Here is a 17,019-nt window from a genome sequence, read left to right on the forward strand (position 1 = left end):
TGGTAACAGCCACTCATTGATGACCGTGACTCGAACGGCGGCCTTGTCGGACGGCAACGGTGCAATCGACTGAACTGCCAGGTCCGCCAAGAGCGCAACGCGGCCGGAGTTGAACGCGCGCTGCGAGAGCCGACGGCCGACGGATCCCACCGTTGCACCACGTCAGTCGCACCGCACTCTTGACTCTTGATCCGTCAGTCACGATCCTCATCCCATGTCTTGCGCTGGTCATGACAATCCACCTTCGGGTCCGGATGGTCTGGCTCCTCGACCGCGCGATCGAGCCGACCGAGGGACGTGGGCAGTGACCATGACCGGACGACGCCCGCACCGCGGACGCAAGGACGTCACCGTCGTGTCGCTGCTCCTTCTCGTGCTGGCCATGGCCCTTGGCCCCACGCCGAGTTCGGCGGCGGGCACCGACTGGTGGGTCCCCACCGCACGGCCTGCGCCGGACTCGCAGATCAACGTCACCGGTGAGCCTTTCACCGGCACCAACTCCGCCGGCGAGGTACGCGGGTTCGTCGACGCGCACAACCACCTGATGTCCAACGAGGCCTTCGGCGGGCGGCTCATCTGCGGTAAGACGTTCTCCGAGGCCGGCATCGCCGACGCGCTCAAAGACTGTCCCGAGCACTACCCCGACGGCACACTCGCGATCTTCGACTACATCACGCACGGTGGTGACGGGAGGCACGACCCGGTCGGCTGGCCGACGTTCAAGGACTGGCCGGCCTACGACTCGATGACCCATCAGGCCAACTACTACGCCTGGGTGGAGCGCGCCTGGCGCGGCGGGCAGCGCGTCCTGGTCAACGACCTCGTCACCAACGGCATGATCTGCTCCATCTACCCCTTCAAGGACCGCAGTTGTGACGAGATGACCTCGATCCGGCTACAGGCGAAGCTGACGTACGACCTCCAGGCGTACATCGACACGATGTACGGCGGCACCGGCAAGGGCTGGTTCCGGATCGTCACCGACAGCGCGCAGGCCCGACAGGTCATCGAACAGGGCAAGCTGGCGGTCATCCTGGGGGTAGAGACCTCCGAGCCGTTCGGCTGCAAGCAGATCCTGGACATCGCCCAGTGCAGCAAGGCCGACATCGACGCCGGGCTCGACGAGCTGTACGCGCTGGGCGTGCGCAGCATGTTCCTGTGCCACAAGTTCGACAACGCGCTGTGCGGCGTCCGCTTCGACGAGGGCGGCCTCGGAACGGCCATCAACGTCGGCCAGTTCCTGTCGACCGGTACCTTCTGGCAGACCGAGAAGTGCACCGGCCCGCAGCACGACAACCCCATCGGCACGGCCGCGTCCGAGGCAGAGGCGGACCTGCCGGCGGGCACCGAGGTCCCCGCGTACGACGAGGACGCGCAGTGCAACGTCCGCGGGCTCACCGACCTCGGCGAGTACGCCGTACGCGGCATGATGAAGCGCAAAATGATGCTCGAGATCGACCACATGAGCGTCAAGGCCACCGGCCGCGTACTCGACATCTTCGAGGCCACGTCCTACCCCGGCGTGCTCTCGTCGCACAGCTGGATGGACCTGAACTGGACCGAACGCGTCTACTCCCTCGGCGGGTTCGTCGCCCAGTACATGCACGGCTCCGAGGCGTTCGGCGAAGAGGCCGAGCGCACCGACGCGCTGCGCGAGAAGTACGACGTGGGCTACGGCTACGGCACCGACTTCAATGGCATCGGCGACCATCCCGCCCCGCGCGGCGCGGACACCTCGAACCCGGTCACGTACCCCTTCAAGAGCGCCGACGGCGGCTCCCTCGTCGACCGGCAGACCACCGGCGAACGCACCTGGGACTACAACACCGACGGCGCCGCCCACGTCGGCATGATCCCGGACTGGATCGAGGACATCCGGCTCGTCGGCGGGCAGGGCGTGGTGGACGACCTCCTGCGCGGCGCGGAGTCCTACCTCGACACCTGGGGCGCCTCCGAGCAGCACCGGGCCGGGGTGAACCTGGCCGAGGACGCTGCGGCCACGGCGAGTTCGGCGGAGTCGAACCCGTTCACGAGCTACGCGCCGGACCGTGCGGTGGACGGTGACGACGGCACCCGCTGGGCCAGCGACTGGAACGACGACCAGTGGCTGCGGATCGATCTGGGCTCCACGAACCTGGTCTCGCGGGTCACGCTCGACTGGGAACGTGCGTACGGAAAGTCGTACCGCATCGAGCTGTCGACCGACGGCGCGAGCTGGCAGACCGCTTGGTCCACCACGTCCGGCGACGGCGGCCTGGACACCGCCCGCTTCACCGGCACGCCCGCCCGCTACGTCCGGGTCCTGGGCCTGGACCGCGGCACCGACTGGGGCTACTCGCTCTCCGAGGTGGGCGTCCACAGCAGCTGACGGACGCAGCCCTTCCGGAAGCTGGCGCCAGGCCTCCGGAACGGCCTGTCAGGCGCGTCAGCCGATGGGCTCCGGCATGGGCCGGACGTCGTAGGCAAGGCTGATGACGTCCCCGCCCGCCGGGTCGCCCAGTTCGACGCGCCAGCCGTCGGCGAACTGGTCGACGCCGGGGGCCATGGGGATGGTGCCGGAGATCAGGACGGTCCCGGGCGTCAGGTCGCCGCGGGAACGCAGGACGTCGACCCAGTAGGCCGGGGTGAGGAGTTCCGCGAGCGTCCCGGCCTGGATCTCGGTCTCGGTGCCGTCGTGGCTGACCCAGGCGCGCAGGGTGAGTTCGTCGAGGCGGGATTCCACGTCGGCCAGGCGCCAGGCGCGGCGGGCGAGGACGTCGGGGCCGGCGTTCTTGCTCCACGCCACTCCGTGCACTTCCAGGTCGCGGTCGGTGTGGTCGCAGGCGGCGGTGAGGAGCAGTTCCCCGCCCTCCGCGACGACCAGCGCCCACTCCGCCTCGCCGGAGGTACGGCCGTGCTGGACCGCGACGCGCCCGGTCTGCTGGGCGAGGTACGGGGAGACGGGGTACAGGGCCGGCGTCACGGACGGGCCCGGCACGCCCAGCTCGGCGAGCTCCGCGACGTGTGCGGCAACGTCGTCCTGGCGGCGCCCGGCGTACCCGGCGTTGAGGACCTGGACGACATCGACCTCGCGCGTCGATCCGTCGGGCAGTTCGAAGGTCAGCACGGCCATGAGGGCCCTCCCAGGGATCGGGGAACAGGAAACAGGGATCGGGAAGGGGGTCCGCGGATCCTGATTTCTCCGCGGTTAACTTCCGGCGCAGGGCTTGCGCATACGACCTGTATACAAGAAGTATGCCGGAAGGTCGATGTCCCCGAGCAAGGATGGGCACCATGCACGACACCCCCAAGAGCGACGCCGGGGCCGCGGAGAAGCGCTCCGGCGTCCGCCGCGCCTTCGTCGCGAGCCTCACCGGCACGGCCCTTGAGTGGTACGACTTCGCCGTCTACTCCGCCGCGGCCGCCCTGGTCTTCGGTGATCTGTTCTTCCCGTCGGAGGACCCGCTCACCGGCACGCTCCTGGCGTTCTCCACCTACGCGGTCGGCTACGTCTCCCGTCCCCTCGGCGGATTCGTCTTCGGCCGGCTCGGCGACGTGATCGGCCGCAAGAAGGTGCTGATCGCCACACTCGTCCTGATCGGCGTGGCCACCTTCCTGATCGGTCTGCTGCCCGCCTACGGAACGATCGGCGTGGCCGCGCCGATCGCCCTGGTCGTGCTGCGCTTCGCCCAGGGCGTCGGCGTCGGCGGCGAGTGGGGCGGCGCCGTGCTGCTGTCCAGCGAGTTCGGCGACCCGCGTCGCCGGGGCTTCTACGCCTCCGCCGCACAGGTCGGCCCGCCCGCGGGCAACCTGCTCGCCAACGGTGTGCTCGCCGCCCTCGGCGCACTGCTCACCGAGGCGCAGTTCGAGTCGTGGGGCTGGCGTGTGGCGTTCCTGCTCTCCGGCGTACTGGTCGCCTTCGGGCTGTGGATCCGGGCCAAGCTGGAGGAGACCCCGGTCTTCAAGGCGATGGAAGCCGAGAAGTCCCGGCCCGAGGCCCCCATCCGCGAGGTCTTCACCACCCAGCCCCGCGCCCTGACCGCCGCCATCCTGTGCCGGGTCGGCCCCGACGTGCTGTACGCCATGTTCACCGTCTTCGTGCTGACCTACGCCACCCAGGAACTCGACATGTCGCGCGGCTCCGCCCTCGCGGCCGTCCTCATCGGCTCCTCGGTCCAGGTCTTCCTGATGCCGCTGGCCGGCGCGCTCTCCGACCGCGTCAACCGGCGCCTGCTGTACGGCGTCGCCGCGGTGGCCGCCGCGGTGTGGCCGTTCGTGTTCTTCCCGATGGCCGCTGGCGGTTCCTGGCTGCCGCTCGCCGCCGGAGTCCTCGTCGCCCTGGTGATCCACTGCTGCCTCTACGGACCGCAGGCCGCGTTCATCGCCGAGCAGTTCTCGCCCCGGCTGCGCTACACCGGCTCCTCGCTGGCCTACACCCTGGCCGGGATCATCGGCGGCGCCATCGCCCCACTGCTGTTCACCACCCTGCTGAGCGCCTACGACAGCTGGGTACCGCTGGCCCTCTACATCGCCCTCGCCTGCTCGGTCTCCGTGGTGGGCGTCCTCCTGGGCCGCAACCCCGAGGCCGCCGTCGACGAGGACGCGGAGCTCGCCGGACCGGAGCCCCAAGCCGCGGACCTTCCCCTCCCCCGCTGACGTCGGCCACACACTCCCGCCCCAGACAAAGGAGGCACCGCGCCGTGCGGATCGCCCTGAGCCAGCTCACCACCGGTCCCGACCCCGACAAGAACCTGCGCCTCGTCGAGGAGTGGACGCGTCGCGCCGCGGACGCCGGAGCCCGTGTCGTCCTCTTCCCTGAGGCGTCGATGGCCTGCTTCGGCACACCGCTGGCCCCGCTCGCCGAGCCCCTCGACGGGCCATGGGCCGACGGGGTCCGCGAGATCGCCCGGGCGACCGGCACCGTCGTCGTGGCCGGCATGTTCACCCCGGCCGACGGCGGACGAGTGGCCAACACCCTGCTGGCCACCGGACCCGGTGTCGAGGAGTCGTACGACAAGATCCACCTCTACGACGCCTTCGGCTTCCGCGAGTCCGAGACCGTCGCCCCGGGCTCCCGCCCCGCCGTGATCGACGTGGACGGCGTCCGGCTGGGCCTGGCCACCTGCTATGACGTCCGCTTCCCTGAGCTGTTCCGGGCGCACGCCGACGCCGGGGCGGTGGGAACGCTGCTGGCGGCCTCCTGGGGAGCCGGCCCCGGCAAGCTCGACCAGTGGGAGCTGCTGGTGCGGGCCCGCGCGCTGGACGCCACCGTCTGGGTCGCCGCCGTCGGCCAGGCCGATCCCGGCACCCCTCCGGGGCCCGCGCCGACCGGCATCGGGCACAGCCTGGTGGTCGGCCCCGACGGGACCGTGCGGGCCTCGCTCGGCGCCGAGCCGGAGCTGCTGGTGACGGACCTGGACGTCGAGGAGGTCGGCGCGGTCCGCGAGAAGACGTCCGTACTGGCGAACCGGCGGCCGGAGGTGTGGCGGTGAGCGGGCCCGAGCTGGAGTTCCACCGGCCCGACGGGCCTTGGCGCGCCCCGGCCGGCGCCGGACCCGGCGTCGAGGAGTGCGTCCTGGCCGAGGACCCCGAGAGCGGCCGACGCACCGCGCTCGTCCGCTGGGCGCCGGGCACCGACACCTCGCCCGCGGGCGTGTCCCGGCACGACGTATGGGAGGAGGTCTATCTGGTCGAGGGAGCGCTGTACGACCGGACACTGGACCGGACCTTCACCGCGGGCATGTACGCCTGCCGTCCCCCGGGCATGCCGCACGGACCTTGGACCTCGCCGGACGGCGTGACGATGCTCGTGATCACCTACCCCTGATCCCTGCGGGCACGGGAGCGTCCCCCGGCGGCGGGGGCTCAGCCGTCCAGGAGCACCTTGAGGGTCGACTCCAGGTGGTGGTCGATGGCCGCGCACGCGGCCGGCGCGTCACCGGCGGCGAGGGCGTCCCCCGGCGGCGGGGGCTCAGCCGTCCAGGAGCACCTTGAGGGTCGACTCCAGGTGGTGGTCGATGGCCGCGCACGCGGCCGGCGCGTCACCGGCGGCGAGGGCGTCCACGATGGCCTCGTGCTCGTCGAGCACCGCCTTCTGCCGTCCCTGCTGGTTGAAGACGGCGACCACCCCGGCGCGGACCTGACGGCTGCGCAGACCGTCGTAGTGCCGGTCCAGAAGGGTGTTGCCGACGGCCGACACCAGGGACGCGTGGAACCGGTGATCCACGTCGATGAACTCCCGGGTCTCCTCGGCGCCGGTGAGCGCACGCTGCCGTTCCAGCAGGGAGCGCAGCTCCTCCAGGGGCACCCGCTCGGCCGCGACGAGCCGCTCGGCCGCGTACCGCTCGACGACGCCACGCAGTTCCATCAGCTCCCGGACCTCCCGCCCAGTCAGGGGTGCCACCCGGGCACCGCGCTTGGGCACGAGTTCGACCAGGTCCTCGGCGGCGAGCAGCAGCAGCGCCTCCCGGATGGGGGTGCGGGAGACACCGATACGATCGGCGAGCTCCTGCTCCGACAGGAAGGCCCCCTGCATCTCGGGGTCCGTCAGCACCGTGTCCTTGAGATACGCGTAGGCCTTCTCCCGACCGGACGCCACGGCAACCCCCAGACATCGCATACAGTTTGTATACAGACGCTACCACGCGCTTTCCCTCGGAGGGCCGGGTCGCGAACGTGGTGGGGGGGACTCTCGGGCCCAGAGGGGGCCTGCAACGGGGCCCAGGACGGGAAGGACCAGGAGTTACGGCCCCCTTGGGGGCAGGGAGGCGGGCGATGAGTGACAACTACCTGACGGTGAGTCCGACTGATCCGTACTGGCGGCCGGGTAAGGATGCGGCGGATCGTGCTGTGGCCCTGCTGTCCGGGATGCTTCCCGACGACGACGCCCGCCGTGGCCTGGAGGCCAAGTGGCACGACAGCGTCGAGATGGTGCTCTGCGGCGCCAACCTGGAGAAGATCTCCTGCCCGCGCTGCGGTGCGGAGTGCTCACCCGGCTGGTGGGGAGAGGCCGTCTCGGAACGCTGCAACGAAGGGTTTTCGACGCTCATGGTGACGGTTCTCTGCTGCGCCGCGGCCCGCACCCGCGAGGACACACCGGCGCGTCTGCCCCTGCCCGACGACACCGCTTACGTCATCTACACCTCCTGCTCTGCCGGCTCCCCCAAGGGGTGCATGGTCGGCCACTCCCAGGTGCCGGCTCTGATGGACGCGGCGGTTCCGCTGCTCGGCACCGGCCCGCGGGACGTGTGGACGCTGTTCCACTCGCTGAGCTTCGACTTCAGTGTCCGGGAGCTGTGGGGGTCATTGCTGTACGGCGGCCAACGTGCCGTTAACGAGCGGCGAACCAGGTGACAAGTAACACACCAGTAGCTTTCGGATCGAAGGCACCTCGTATGCGCATGTCAGAGGACCCCGGCCACGGCCGGGGTCCTCTGAGGTTCTGGGGTCGGGCTACGCGGCGGCCGGCTCGGGGTCCGGCTCCTGCGATACGGGCTGGGCGAGCTGAAGACGGCGGCCCATGTTCAGCCGTACTTCTCCGTAGGGCTGGATGTGCATCCAGAACAGCGGGGTCAGGGCGCGTTTGTCCTCGTCGGTGAGGAGGTTTGCCCACTCCGGATCGGCGAGCGTGTCTTAGGTCATCAAGGTGTTCACGAAGACGAGCGCCTCCTGGATCTCGTGCTGGAGGTCGCGGTCGCGCACGTAGCGGGAGACGAAGATGGTCTTCTGCGCGCGGCCGACTTCGAGCATCGCCCCCCACCCGCGACCGGAACGCCAAGACGGCCGCTGCTGCCCCGACCAACGAGCCGCCAGACCCTCCAGGCACGGGAATAAGCCAGCAGGATCGTCACCGGCAGCAAACGGCGGTGATCAGTCCTTGGATGGTGATCTTCCTGGGCTGGGCGGCTCGTACACTGACGAAAATGGAGGACCACACGGCCACCGGGATCGGTGCATGTCCGGCACCCGTCTTGCGGGAGTACGTCGACTCGTATGTCGGCTTCGACCTCCGCGGGTTCCCGACGGGGGTGCACTGCGGCCCGCCGAGCCGCGCGCTCACTGCGGTGATCAGCCTGTCAGATCCTTTGGAGGTGGCGGCGGGCGTTGACGACGGGTCACCGGTCACCCGATTCGGCAGCGTGGCCGGCGGTCTGATGTGCCGGTCCGTCGCGATTCACCACGACGGACGCCAGCAAGGTGTTCAGGTATCGCTGACACCGCTCGGGGCCCGGGCCATCTACGGCATGCCCGCCGCCGAACTCGCCCACCGACTGGTCCCACTTGACGATCTTCTCGGAGCGCTTGCCGTCGAATTGGTCGACCGGCTCCGATTGGCGACAACATGGGCGGCGCGGTTCACCGCGCTGGACGAATTGCTCCTCCGAGCTGTCGGCCGTGGCGCCTGCGGCGACCATGTGCGCTGGGCGCGCCCCGAGGTAGCCGAGGCGTGGCGCCGCCTCGTCGCCGCGCGGGGTTGCGTCCAGGTTGGTGCGGTCGCCGCGGAACTCGGCTGGAGCCGTCGGTACCTCACCGAGCGATTCCGCGGTGAGGTGGGCCTGTCGCCGAAGACCTTCGCCCGAGTCTTGCGCTTCGAGCACGCGCACGAACTGGCGGCGGCGCAGGACCCGCTCCCGTGGGGCGATGTGGCAACCGTCTCCGGCTACGCCGACCAGGCCCATCTCGTTCGGGACTGGCGCGAGTTCACCGGCCGATCGCCGACGGCCTGGCGTCGCAGCGAAGTCCTCCTCGGAGCCGGGTAGCCGCCAACCGTCTGCCCGTCGCGTCGGCTTCTCTTCCCTTTTCTTCAAGACTGCCCGATCGCTGGCGTGGACGATCGTCGGCATGAGACTCGTCAACCACGAACGCAATGCCATGGACCTGCGGACCACCCCCGTGCACCTCGGACTGGGATCGAGAGCGAAACCCGTCGAGGGCTTCACCTGGGACCCGGCGGTGCTCCAGGCCTACAGCGCCGCGGTCGCGGCAGACGGCGCCGAGGGCCGGATGGTGATGATCTTCGACGGCGACGGGCTCGGCGACCATTGGGAGAGCCACCCTGCAGGCGACGAACTGGTCGTTTGCCTCACCGGGTCCGTGACGGTCACCCGCGACTTGGACGGGCTGCCCGACCGCGTTCTGCTCGGGCCGGGCGAGGCCACCATCAACCCGGCCGGGGTATGGCACGTGGTCGACATGGAGGGGCCGACGTCCATCCTGGCCATCACTGCGACCCTCGGCACCGACCACCGTCCTCGGACCGACACCCGCCCGACCGAACGCGTCGGCACGCCCAGCCCGGAGGAAGCGCCGTGAGGACACGCATCGCGTGCCTCGGCGACAGCCTCACCCGCGCGCAGTTCAGCGTCGACTACCTGGATCTTCTCGGACGACGCCGCCCTCCCGGTGACGTGCAGCTTGCCCGTTTCGGCGCCAACGGCGACTTCGCCTACAACCTCTTGCAGCGCCTCGATGCTGTCGTCACGAACCCACCCGATGTGATCACCCTGTTGATCGGGACCAACGACGCCCGAGCGAGCCTTGCCGGCTACCCCGTCGAGCAGGCCATGAAGCGCAAACAGCTCCCCGAGCGCCCGTCGGCAGGCTGGTTCCAACAGTGCCTGGGAGCCGTCGTCGCACGGCTGCGAGCGGAGACCGACGCGACGATCGGTCTGCTGTCGCTACCGGTACTCGGCCAACAACTCGACGGAGCAGCGGCACAGGCATCGCAGGCGTACAGCAGGATGATCGCCGAGGCCGCTGCCACCAACGAGGTGGCCTACCTTCCGCTCCACGAACGCCAGATCGAGGAACTGCGCCAGGCGGACCCGCCGCCGATTTCATACCGGGAGGTGACGCCCGCAGGGGCCGTCGGCGTCCTCGTCCAGCACGCAGTGCTGCGCCGCAGCCTCGACACGATCTCGCGGCGGCGAGGTCTCGTGCTCACGACCGACCACATCCACCAGAACAGCCGCGGCGCCACCCTTATCGCTGAGGTCATCGACGCCGGTCTGCTGACCCAGAGCGCGTAGCTGGTTCCGGCGCCCGGCCAGTCGGATGCCATCTACCGCGCGGAGGTGGCATCCGATCCAGGCGGTCAACGCCTACGCCATCCGGCTCGTCTGGCTGCGTGACCACCGCTAGGGCACCTGGGTCACGGTCCCGTGGCGGCTGCTGTCGTCGACCGCGACCCCATTCGGCGAGCCGGTGGCTCTGCCGATGACGAGGAGCAGCGTTTCTCGGGCAGTTCGGGAGGCACTGCCCGTGCTGGATGTCGATGGCTTCGGGCAGCAGCTCGGTGCCGATCGGTAAGACGCCGTGTGCCGCTCGTCCGAGGCCCGGGACAAAAGCGCTGGCTACGGGCGAAGGGTGCGGCCCCCGTCCCGCCGTTGCCGAGCACCGGCAGGCACCTTCCGTTCTGGCCCTGTTCTCGTATAACTACGGCCAGGTGGCGTGTACCACTGCGTAACGCTCAGGGCTGAGGTGAGAGATGCCGCAGTAAATGCCGGATTTACTGCGACAGTGCCGGAAGGGCGGGACGGCGTGACGATCGAACCGGTGACCGAACTCGGGAGCGGGGACGCACTTCGGTTGCCGCGCGCTCGGGTCGTACCTCTGTCTGCCCCGCGCGCGTCTTACGACACGGCGGTCGAGCGGTACCTCACCGGCGCGGGTATCGCGAAGTCCTCCACGCGGATCTACCGGATCTCCCTCACGACGTGGGGATGGATACTCGCCGGCGTAAGGGCGCCGGCACGCGGTGTCGATCACCAGGCGCTCAGGCCGAGATGGTCACGGAGGGTGACGCCGGTGTAGGCGGTGCGGAAGAGTCCGCGCTGGCGCAGCTGCGGTAGGAGGTTGTGGACCAGCACGGGCAGATCGGCGCGGGCCGAGGCCGGAAGGAGATGGAAGCCGTCGACACCGGTGGCCGCGTGCCAGTCGGCGAGCAGTCCGGCGAGTTCTGCGGCGGCGCCGGTGAAGCGCAGTTCGGCGGGCGGGAATGGGAGGCCCCCGGGACCGGTGCCGTTCCTCAAATCGACGGCGACGCGTACCAGCACCCGCAGCGCGTCCGGGTCGCGTCCGGCCTCAGCCACCCGGCTGAGCAGCGCCGCGCGGGCGAGCCGGGCAACGGTCGGCTGCTCGGCGTCGAGCAGGACGACATCGGCGTGACTCGCGGCCAGTTCCCACTGCCCGTCCGAGTCATGCACGTCGAGGGCGACGACGAGGGGCGGCCGCCCCTGCGGTGAGCGGGTGACGATGGACGGGCCGCGGACGGACTGCTGCGGGCCCTCGAAATCGATGTGGTGCGGCCGCTCGCGGTCGATGAAACGGCCGGTAGTGGCGTCCTGTATCTCCGCGTCGTCACCCCAGCTGTCCCACAGCGGGGCGGCGACTTCTGTCGTGTCGGCCGCCTCGGCCTCGGTGCTGGAGACGTCGACCAGCCGGCCGGTCCGGCCCTCGCTGACGAAGTCGAGGGTGGCCAGGGCGGTGGAGAGGGGGAAGGGCCCGGTGTGAGGGGTAGGCACCGTCGGAACCAGGCCGATCCTGCTGGTCATGGGCGCAACGCGGGCGAGTACGGCCACCGCGTCGAGCCGGCCGGCGCTGTCGCCGGGCAGTGGCGAGAGGGGGGCAGCGACGGTGACGAAGTCCAGGGCGCCCTGTTCGGCGAGGCCGATCAGGTCCGCCCAGTGGGCGGCGGCCAAGGGCGCGGCGGAGGGGTGGCCAGTGCCGGCCAGTTCGACGGAGAGGTGGAGTTTGCGGGGCATGGCCTCGTGTCCTGTACGACGTCAATGTACGACGTGTCCGGTACGGCTACTTGTTGGTCTTGGGCAGCCCGGGCGGGTTGATCTCCGACTTGGTCACGGCCTCGTCGGGCAGGCCCCAGCGCTGAAGCACCTTCGCGTACGTCCCGTTCTCAATGACATGGTTGAGGGCGTCGGCGAGCGGCTTGGCCAGGCCGCTGTCCTTCTTGGTGGTGGCCGCGATGAGGCCCTGGAGGGTGGCGCCGGCGCCGGAGTAGGTGCCGACGACCTCGGTCTTGCCGTTCGTGGCCGCGTGGTAGGCGGCGGTCGGGTTGGGGCCGAGGTAGAGGTCGATCCGCTTGGACTGGAGCGCGAGGTAGGTGTCGCTGTCGTTCTGGTAGTACTTGATGTCCACCGGCTTCCGGCCGGCCTTCTCGTTCTCCCTGCTCCGCTCGATCAGCAGCTTCTCCTGGTTGGTGCCGCTGCCCACGGCGACCGTCTTGCCCGCCACGTCCTCAGGCCCGCTGACCTTCAGTCCGCTGCCCTTCTTCGCCTCGAAGCCCAGGTTGTCCTCGCGGTAGGTCGCGAAGTCGTACTTCTCCTTGCGCTCTTCGGTGACGGTGATGTTGCTGAAGCCGGCGTCGTACTTGGCGCTGTCGAGGCCGACGAAGATGTTCTCCCAGGACACCGTGTTGATGTCCGGCTTCAGACCGAGAACGTCGGCGACCAGGTGAGCCAGGTCGGGCTCGACGCCGATGACGGTCTTGTTGTCCGTGGCGTAGAAGGTCAGCGGCGCGGCGGAGCCGGACGAGGCGACGAGTTCCAGGGTGCCTCTCTTGCGGATCTCCTCCGGGACCTCGGCGGCTATGGAATCGACCTTGTCGGTGGTGATGCGGTCCTGGTCGGGGCTGAGGTTGATCTTCGTCTTGGCGCCCGACGTCGCCGCGACCTCGGTCGTGCCGCCGTCGGTGGGGTTGCCGCAGGCGGCGAGGGCGAGGGCGGTGGTGAGTCCGAGCGGCGGCTGCGGCGGTGCGGCGGCGGGCGAGGGTGGTGGACACGGTCGTTCTCCTTGCGTGGGCGTGCGAAACAGAGGCAGGGGTGAGGGTGGCCGGTCAGAGGACCTTGGAGAGGAAGGCGCGGGTGCGCTCCTGGTGCGGGTTGTCCAGGACGGCCGCGGGCGGCCCCTGCTCCACGACGACTCCGCCGTCCATGAACACCACGGTGTCGGCGACCTCGCGGGCGAAGCCGACCTCGTGGGTCACGACGATCATGGTGGTTCCGGTCCGGGCCAGATCCTTGATGACGTCGAGGACCTCACCGACCAGTTCCGGGTCGAGCGCCGAGGTGGGCTCGTCGAAGAGCAGCACCTTCGGTTCGAGGGCGAGCGCGCGGGCGATGGCGACACGCTGTTGCTGGCCGCCGGAGAGCTGTCGCGGATAGGCGTCGGTCTTGTCGGCGAGTCCGACCCGCTCCAGCAGCCGGCGGGCACTGTCCACCGCCTCCCTGCGCGGGCGGCGCAGCGCGGAGACCGGCGCCTCGATGAGGTTCTCCAGCACGGTCAGGTGCGGGAAGAGGTTGAAGTTCTGGAAGACGAACCCGACATGGGTGCGCTGCTTCAGAACGTCCTTCTCCTTCAGCTCGTGCAGCTTGTCCCCGGAACGGCGGTAGCCGATGAGTTCGCCGTCGATGCTGATCCAGCCGCTGTTGACCTTCTCCAGGTGGTTGATGGTGCGCAGCAGCGTGGACTTCCCGGAGCCGGACGGGCCGAGGATCACGGTGACCTCGCCGGCGCGCACCTTCAGGTCGACACCGCGCAGCACCGGCAGGGGGCCGAAGCTCTTGTGGACGCCGTGGACGTCGACCATGACGTCGTTCATGTCTTCTCCGTCAGTTGTCGGGTGGCCACGAGTCGTTGGGCGGCCACGAAGCGCCGGACGCGCTGGAGCGGCGTGGGCGGCGCGGTGCGGTTGGCGCCCCGGGCGTAGCGGCGCTCCACGTAGTACTGGGCGACCGACAGCAGGGAGGTCAGTACGACGTACCAGGCGGTGGCGACCAACAGCAGCGGGATCACCCGGCCGTTGCGGCCGTAGATGACCTGCACCTGGTAGAAGAGCTCGCCGATGGACATCACGTAGACCACCGAGGTGCCCTTGAGCAGGCCGATGATCTCGTTGCCGGCCGTGGGCAGGATGGCGCGCATGGCCTGCGGCAGCACGATGCGCCGGATCTGCCGCAGCCGGGGAATCCCCAGCGCCGCGGCGGCCTCCAGCTGTCCGTGGTCGACGGAGATGACACCGCCGCGCACGATCTCGGCGGCGTAAGCGGCCTGGTGCAGCGACAGCCCGATGATGGCGGCGCCGATGGTGCCGATCAGGCTGTTGCTGTCTACGGACCAGAACACCGGCCCGAATGGGATGCCGACGCCCAACTCCTCGTACAGGGCGCTGAGATTGAACCAGAACACCAACTGGACGATCATCGGGATGGACCGGAAGATCCAGATGTAGGTCCAGGCGACGGTCGAGAGCACAGGGCTGCGCGACAGCCTCATGAAGGCGAGCACGGTGCCGAGCAGAAAGCCCAACACAGTTGCGTATGCGGTGAGTTGCAGGGTCACCCACACCGCCTGGACGATCGTCTCGGAGAAGACGTAGTCGCGGAAGACGTGCCACTCCCAGACGGGGTTCGCCGCCAGGCCATGGGTGAACTGGGCGACCAGCACGATTACGGCGATGCCCGCGGCCCAGCGGGCGTGGTGGCGGGCAGGTACGACCTTCAGCTCGGCCGGGTCTTCGACCGGTTTTGTGGTCGGTTCTGTGACGGTGTCGCTGCTCATGGGTCACCTGTGCTCGGGCGGGTTGACCCGCGAGGCGTCGATCGCGGAGGCGGAGGTGCCCCACTTCTTGAGGATCCGGCCGTACGTGCCGTCCTCGATCAGCTCGTTGACGGCCGCCTGGAACGCTTCGGTGAGCGGGGAGCGCTTCTTGAAGGCGAAGCCGACGTCCAGGCGGTGGAACTCGCCCAGGAAGGTGGTCTGCGAGGCGGGCTGGGCAGCCTGGTAGCGCAGGCCGTTGATGGTCGACATGATCCCGGTGACCTTCGTGCCGAGCGCGGTGTTGCCCTTCTTCACCACGAAGCCCTGGCCGTCGTTGATGTAGGTGACGAAGTCGATGGTCTTCAGGCGTTCGGTGGTGACGCCGAAGTTGCCGGTACCGAAGTCGTACTTGCCGCTGCCGAGGGCGGGCAGGATCGTCTCGAAGGAGGCGTCCTGGCGCTCCAGTTTGACGCCGAGCACTTTGGCGACCGCGTCGGCGATGTCGATGTCCTGGCCTGCGGGCGCCTTGTCCGAGCCGTTCGGGTAGTACGCGCCCGGCGGGAACCCGATCGAACTGCCCACCCGTAGGGTGCCCGCCTGACGCACGTCGGCGGGCAGCAGGGCGGCGACGGCGTCCACCTCCCGTACGGCGGCGATCGGGTCGTCGGTCGGTGCGGGCGAGGCCTGAGCGCCCACTGCCGCCGCGTCGGTGTCACCGGAGCCGCATGCGGTCAGCGCCAGCAGCGGCAGCAGCGCGAGGGCGGCGGTGCTGCGCAGGCGGCTTCTGAACCCGGGGAGATTCACAGGTCGGTGGCCTTTCCGGTGTCTGTGGTGACGGGGAGGTGCTTCTCGAACGGCAGCGGGCCGATGGTTTCCGGGTCGGCGGTCGTGTCGAACAGCGGTGTGTAGCCGGTGGCCAGGTACAGACCGCGTGCCTCGGGCTGGCGTGGCCCGGTGGTCAGGTAGATCCGCCGGTAGCCGCGTGCGCCCGCCTCACGCTCCAGCTCGGCGACGACCCGGCGGGCAAGCCCCCGCCTCCGGTGAGCGGAGTGCGTCCAGATCCGTTTCAACTCGGCCGTGGTCGCGTCGTAGCGGCGGAAGGCTCCTCCTGCCACCGGTTCGCCGCGCTCCAGCAGCAGCAGGAGGAGCAGTCCGCCGTACGGCGGGGTGAACTCCTCGTCGGGGTAGCGGGCGATCTCGGCGTGGGCGTCCTTGCCGATGGGGGTCCCCCCAGCTCGAGCGAAGCCGAGAGTTGGGGGAGCGTCGAGTACTCGTGGCCGAGTTCGCGCAGCAGCGGCTCGACCCGGAGGTCGGATACGGGCACCTGGATGACTGTCAACTCCGGTGCCGAGGTCATCAGTTCACCGCCGCGAGGGTCTGCGTACCGCGTGCCGCATGCTCCGCGTCGCGCTTGGCGACCTCCTCGCGGACGATCGGGATCACGTACCTGCCGAAGTCGATGGCGTCGCCCAGCAGGTCGTAGCCGCGGGCGGAGAGGATGTCGACGCCGAGGTCGTAGTAGTCGAGGAGTGCCTGGGCGACCGTCTCCGGAGTGCCGACGAGGGCGTTGGAGTTGCCCGCGCCACCGGTCGCGGCGGCGGTCGGGGTCCACAGGGCGCGGTCGTAGCGCTCTCCCGCCTCGGCGATGGCGATCAGCCGCTGTGAGCCGGTGTTTTCGGGGGCGCCGCTGCGGTGGTGCCGTACGAGACCGGTCTCGCGCCGATCCCGGATGGCGCCGACCGTGCGGTGGGCCTTCTCCCAGGCCAGCTCCTCGGTCGGGGCGATGATCGGGCGGAAGGCGACCTGGATCCGGGGGACGTCGGTGCGGCCCGCGGCCTTCGCGGCGGCCTTCACGGTCTCGATCTGCTCGGCGGTCTTCGCCAGCGGCTCGCCCCACAGGCAGTAGATGTCGGCCTCGGCGCCCCCGGAGGCGTACGCGGCAGGTGACGAACCGCCGAACGAGACGTTCGGGCGGGGCTGTTGGACGGGGAAGACGTCGCTGACGAAGTCGTGGAAGCGGTAGTGCTCGCCCTCGTGGTCGAAGGCCTCGTGGGTGGTCCAGATCTTCTTGACGATCCGGATGTACTCGCGGGTGCGGGCGTAGCGCTCGTCCTTGGTGAGGGTGTCGCCCTCGCGGCCCTGCTCGTGGTCGTTGCCGCCGGTGATGAAGTGCACCGTCAGCCGGCCCTCGCTGATCTGGTCGAGAGTGGCGAACGTCTTGGCGGCGAAGGTGGGGTACGAGACGTTGGGCCGGTGGGCGAGCAGGATCTGGAGGCGGCCCAGCCTGCTCGCGATGTACGCGGCGGCCGGTGCGGGATCCGGCGATCCGGAGCCGTAGGCGAACAGCACCCGGTCCCAGCCGTGGTCCTCGTGCGCCCGGGCGAGCCGGAGCGTGTACTCCTTGTCGAAGGCGGCGCCGGAGCGCGGCGTGGTTTCGGAGCCGTCGTTGGTGGCGGCGATGCCGAGGAATTCCACGGGCATGGGAGT

Annotated in this window: 16 protein-coding genes and 2 pseudogenes; 8 read left to right on the top strand and 10 right to left on the bottom strand. The window is 69.7% G+C overall.

Translation table 11 applies throughout. From position 1 onward, the window contains the following. Positions 1-310 precede the first annotated feature (310 nt). Entirely contained in the window at positions 311-2,368 is a 2,058-nt protein-coding gene (locus KCH87_RS01805; protein ID WP_210583485.1) for a discoidin domain-containing protein, read from the top strand. Positions 2,369-2,425: 57 nt separating this feature from the next. Here KCH87_RS01805 and KCH87_RS01810 read toward each other — a convergent pair whose 3' ends face one another. Next, positions 2,426-3,112 carry a DUF2848 domain-containing protein gene (locus tag KCH87_RS01810; protein WP_210583486.1) on the bottom strand — a complete coding sequence of 229 codons (687 nt, stop codon included), beginning with the start codon at positions 3,110-3,112 and terminating at the stop codon, positions 2,426-2,428. 161 nt (positions 3,113-3,273) lie between these two features. On the opposite strand from KCH87_RS01810, the gene KCH87_RS01815 reads away from it, so the two are divergent. Genes KCH87_RS01815 through KCH87_RS01825 form a run of 3 tightly spaced genes read left to right on the top strand, consistent with a single transcriptional unit; the run spans position 3,274 to position 5,806 of the window. Beyond that, positions 3,274-4,635, top strand: coding sequence for an MFS transporter (locus KCH87_RS01815; protein ID WP_210583487.1), 1,362 nt, complete (start codon positions 3,274-3,276; stop codon positions 4,633-4,635). A gap of 44 nt (positions 4,636-4,679) precedes the next feature. Further along, positions 4,680-5,471 carry a carbon-nitrogen hydrolase family protein gene (locus KCH87_RS01820; RefSeq protein WP_210583488.1) on the top strand — a complete coding sequence of 264 codons (792 nt, stop codon included), beginning with the start codon at positions 4,680-4,682 and terminating at the stop codon, positions 5,469-5,471. After that, positions 5,468-5,806: a cupin domain-containing protein gene (locus KCH87_RS01825; RefSeq protein WP_210583489.1), complete on the top strand. Its 339-nt coding sequence runs from the start codon at positions 5,468-5,470 to the stop codon at positions 5,804-5,806. Before KCH87_RS01820 ends, KCH87_RS01825 begins: the two co-directional genes overlap by 4 nt. A 144-nt stretch (positions 5,807-5,950) precedes the next feature. Here the strand turns inward: KCH87_RS01825 and KCH87_RS01830 are convergent, their stop codons facing one another. Next, positions 5,951-6,577, bottom strand: coding sequence for a GntR family transcriptional regulator (locus KCH87_RS01830; RefSeq protein WP_210583490.1), 627 nt, complete (start codon positions 6,575-6,577; stop codon positions 5,951-5,953). 176 nt (positions 6,578-6,753) lie between these two features. Here KCH87_RS01830 and KCH87_RS01835 point away from each other — a divergent pair, with 176 nt between their 5' ends. Continuing rightward, positions 6,754-7,332 (top strand): AMP-binding protein, encoded by a 579-nt coding sequence (locus tag KCH87_RS01835; protein WP_210583491.1) that lies wholly within the window; start codon positions 6,754-6,756, stop codon positions 7,330-7,332. A 279-nt stretch (positions 7,333-7,611) separates the two neighbouring features. Here the strand turns inward: KCH87_RS01835 and KCH87_RS01840 are convergent, their stop codons facing one another. Then, positions 7,612-7,728, bottom strand: a complete 117-nt coding sequence (locus tag KCH87_RS01840) for a Tn3 family transposase (protein ID WP_210583492.1) — start codon at positions 7,726-7,728, stop codon at positions 7,612-7,614. A gap of 173 nt (positions 7,729-7,901) precedes the next feature. Here KCH87_RS01840 and KCH87_RS01845 point away from each other — a divergent pair, with 173 nt between their 5' ends. From KCH87_RS01845 to KCH87_RS01855, 3 genes are all read left to right on the top strand, one after another. Then, positions 7,902-8,738, top strand: a complete 837-nt coding sequence (locus tag KCH87_RS01845) for an AraC family transcriptional regulator (protein WP_210583493.1) — start codon at positions 7,902-7,904, stop codon at positions 8,736-8,738. 82 nt (positions 8,739-8,820) lie between these two features. Then, the gene (locus tag KCH87_RS01850) at positions 8,821-9,291 is read left to right on the top strand and encodes a cupin domain-containing protein (RefSeq protein ID WP_210583494.1); all 471 of its coding nucleotides are present in this window, start codon (positions 8,821-8,823) and stop codon (positions 9,289-9,291) included. Then, entirely contained in the window at positions 9,288-10,007 is a 720-nt protein-coding gene (locus tag KCH87_RS01855; RefSeq protein ID WP_210583495.1) for a GDSL-type esterase/lipase family protein, read from the top strand. The genes KCH87_RS01850 and KCH87_RS01855 overlap by 4 nt, the downstream gene beginning before the upstream one ends. 735 nt (positions 10,008-10,742) lie before the next feature. On the opposite strand, the gene KCH87_RS01860 is transcribed toward KCH87_RS01855, so the two are convergent. The 7 genes and pseudogenes from KCH87_RS01860 to KCH87_RS01890 all read right to left on the bottom strand — a co-directional run bounded on the left by KCH87_RS01860 (position 10,743) and on the right by KCH87_RS01890 (position 17,013). Further along, positions 10,743-11,741, bottom strand: a complete 999-nt coding sequence (locus KCH87_RS01860; RefSeq protein WP_210583496.1) for an LLM class flavin-dependent oxidoreductase — start codon at positions 11,739-11,741, stop codon at positions 10,743-10,745. A 46-nt stretch (positions 11,742-11,787) separates the two neighbouring features. After that, positions 11,788-12,775, bottom strand: a pseudogene (locus KCH87_RS01865) (ABC transporter substrate-binding protein). 54 nt (positions 12,776-12,829) lie between these two features. Further along, entirely contained in the window at positions 12,830-13,594 is a 765-nt protein-coding gene (locus KCH87_RS01870; protein WP_282612893.1) for an amino acid ABC transporter ATP-binding protein, read from the bottom strand. Then, a complete protein-coding gene (locus KCH87_RS01875; RefSeq protein ID WP_210583497.1) occupies positions 13,591-14,553 on the bottom strand; it encodes an amino acid ABC transporter permease in 963 nt (320 codons plus the stop codon). Before KCH87_RS01875 ends, KCH87_RS01870 begins: the two co-directional genes overlap by 4 nt. 3 nt (positions 14,554-14,556) lie before the next feature. Further along, positions 14,557-15,336 (bottom strand): transporter substrate-binding domain-containing protein, encoded by a 780-nt coding sequence (locus KCH87_RS01880; protein WP_210583499.1) that lies wholly within the window; start codon positions 15,334-15,336, stop codon positions 14,557-14,559. Continuing rightward, positions 15,333-15,889: pseudogene (locus KCH87_RS01885) on the bottom strand (GNAT family N-acetyltransferase). Before KCH87_RS01885 ends, KCH87_RS01880 begins: the two are co-directional and overlap by 4 nt. Next, positions 15,889-17,013 (bottom strand): LLM class flavin-dependent oxidoreductase, encoded by a 1,125-nt coding sequence (locus tag KCH87_RS01890; protein WP_210583501.1) that lies wholly within the window; start codon positions 17,011-17,013, stop codon positions 15,889-15,891. The pseudogene KCH87_RS01885 and the gene KCH87_RS01890 overlap by 1 nt, the downstream one beginning before the upstream one ends. Positions 17,014-17,019 lie beyond the last annotated feature (6 nt).

Source organism: Streptomyces sp. GESEQ-35 (assembly GCF_017948485.1).
GTDB lineage: Bacteria > Actinomycetota > Actinomycetes > Streptomycetales > Streptomycetaceae > Streptomyces.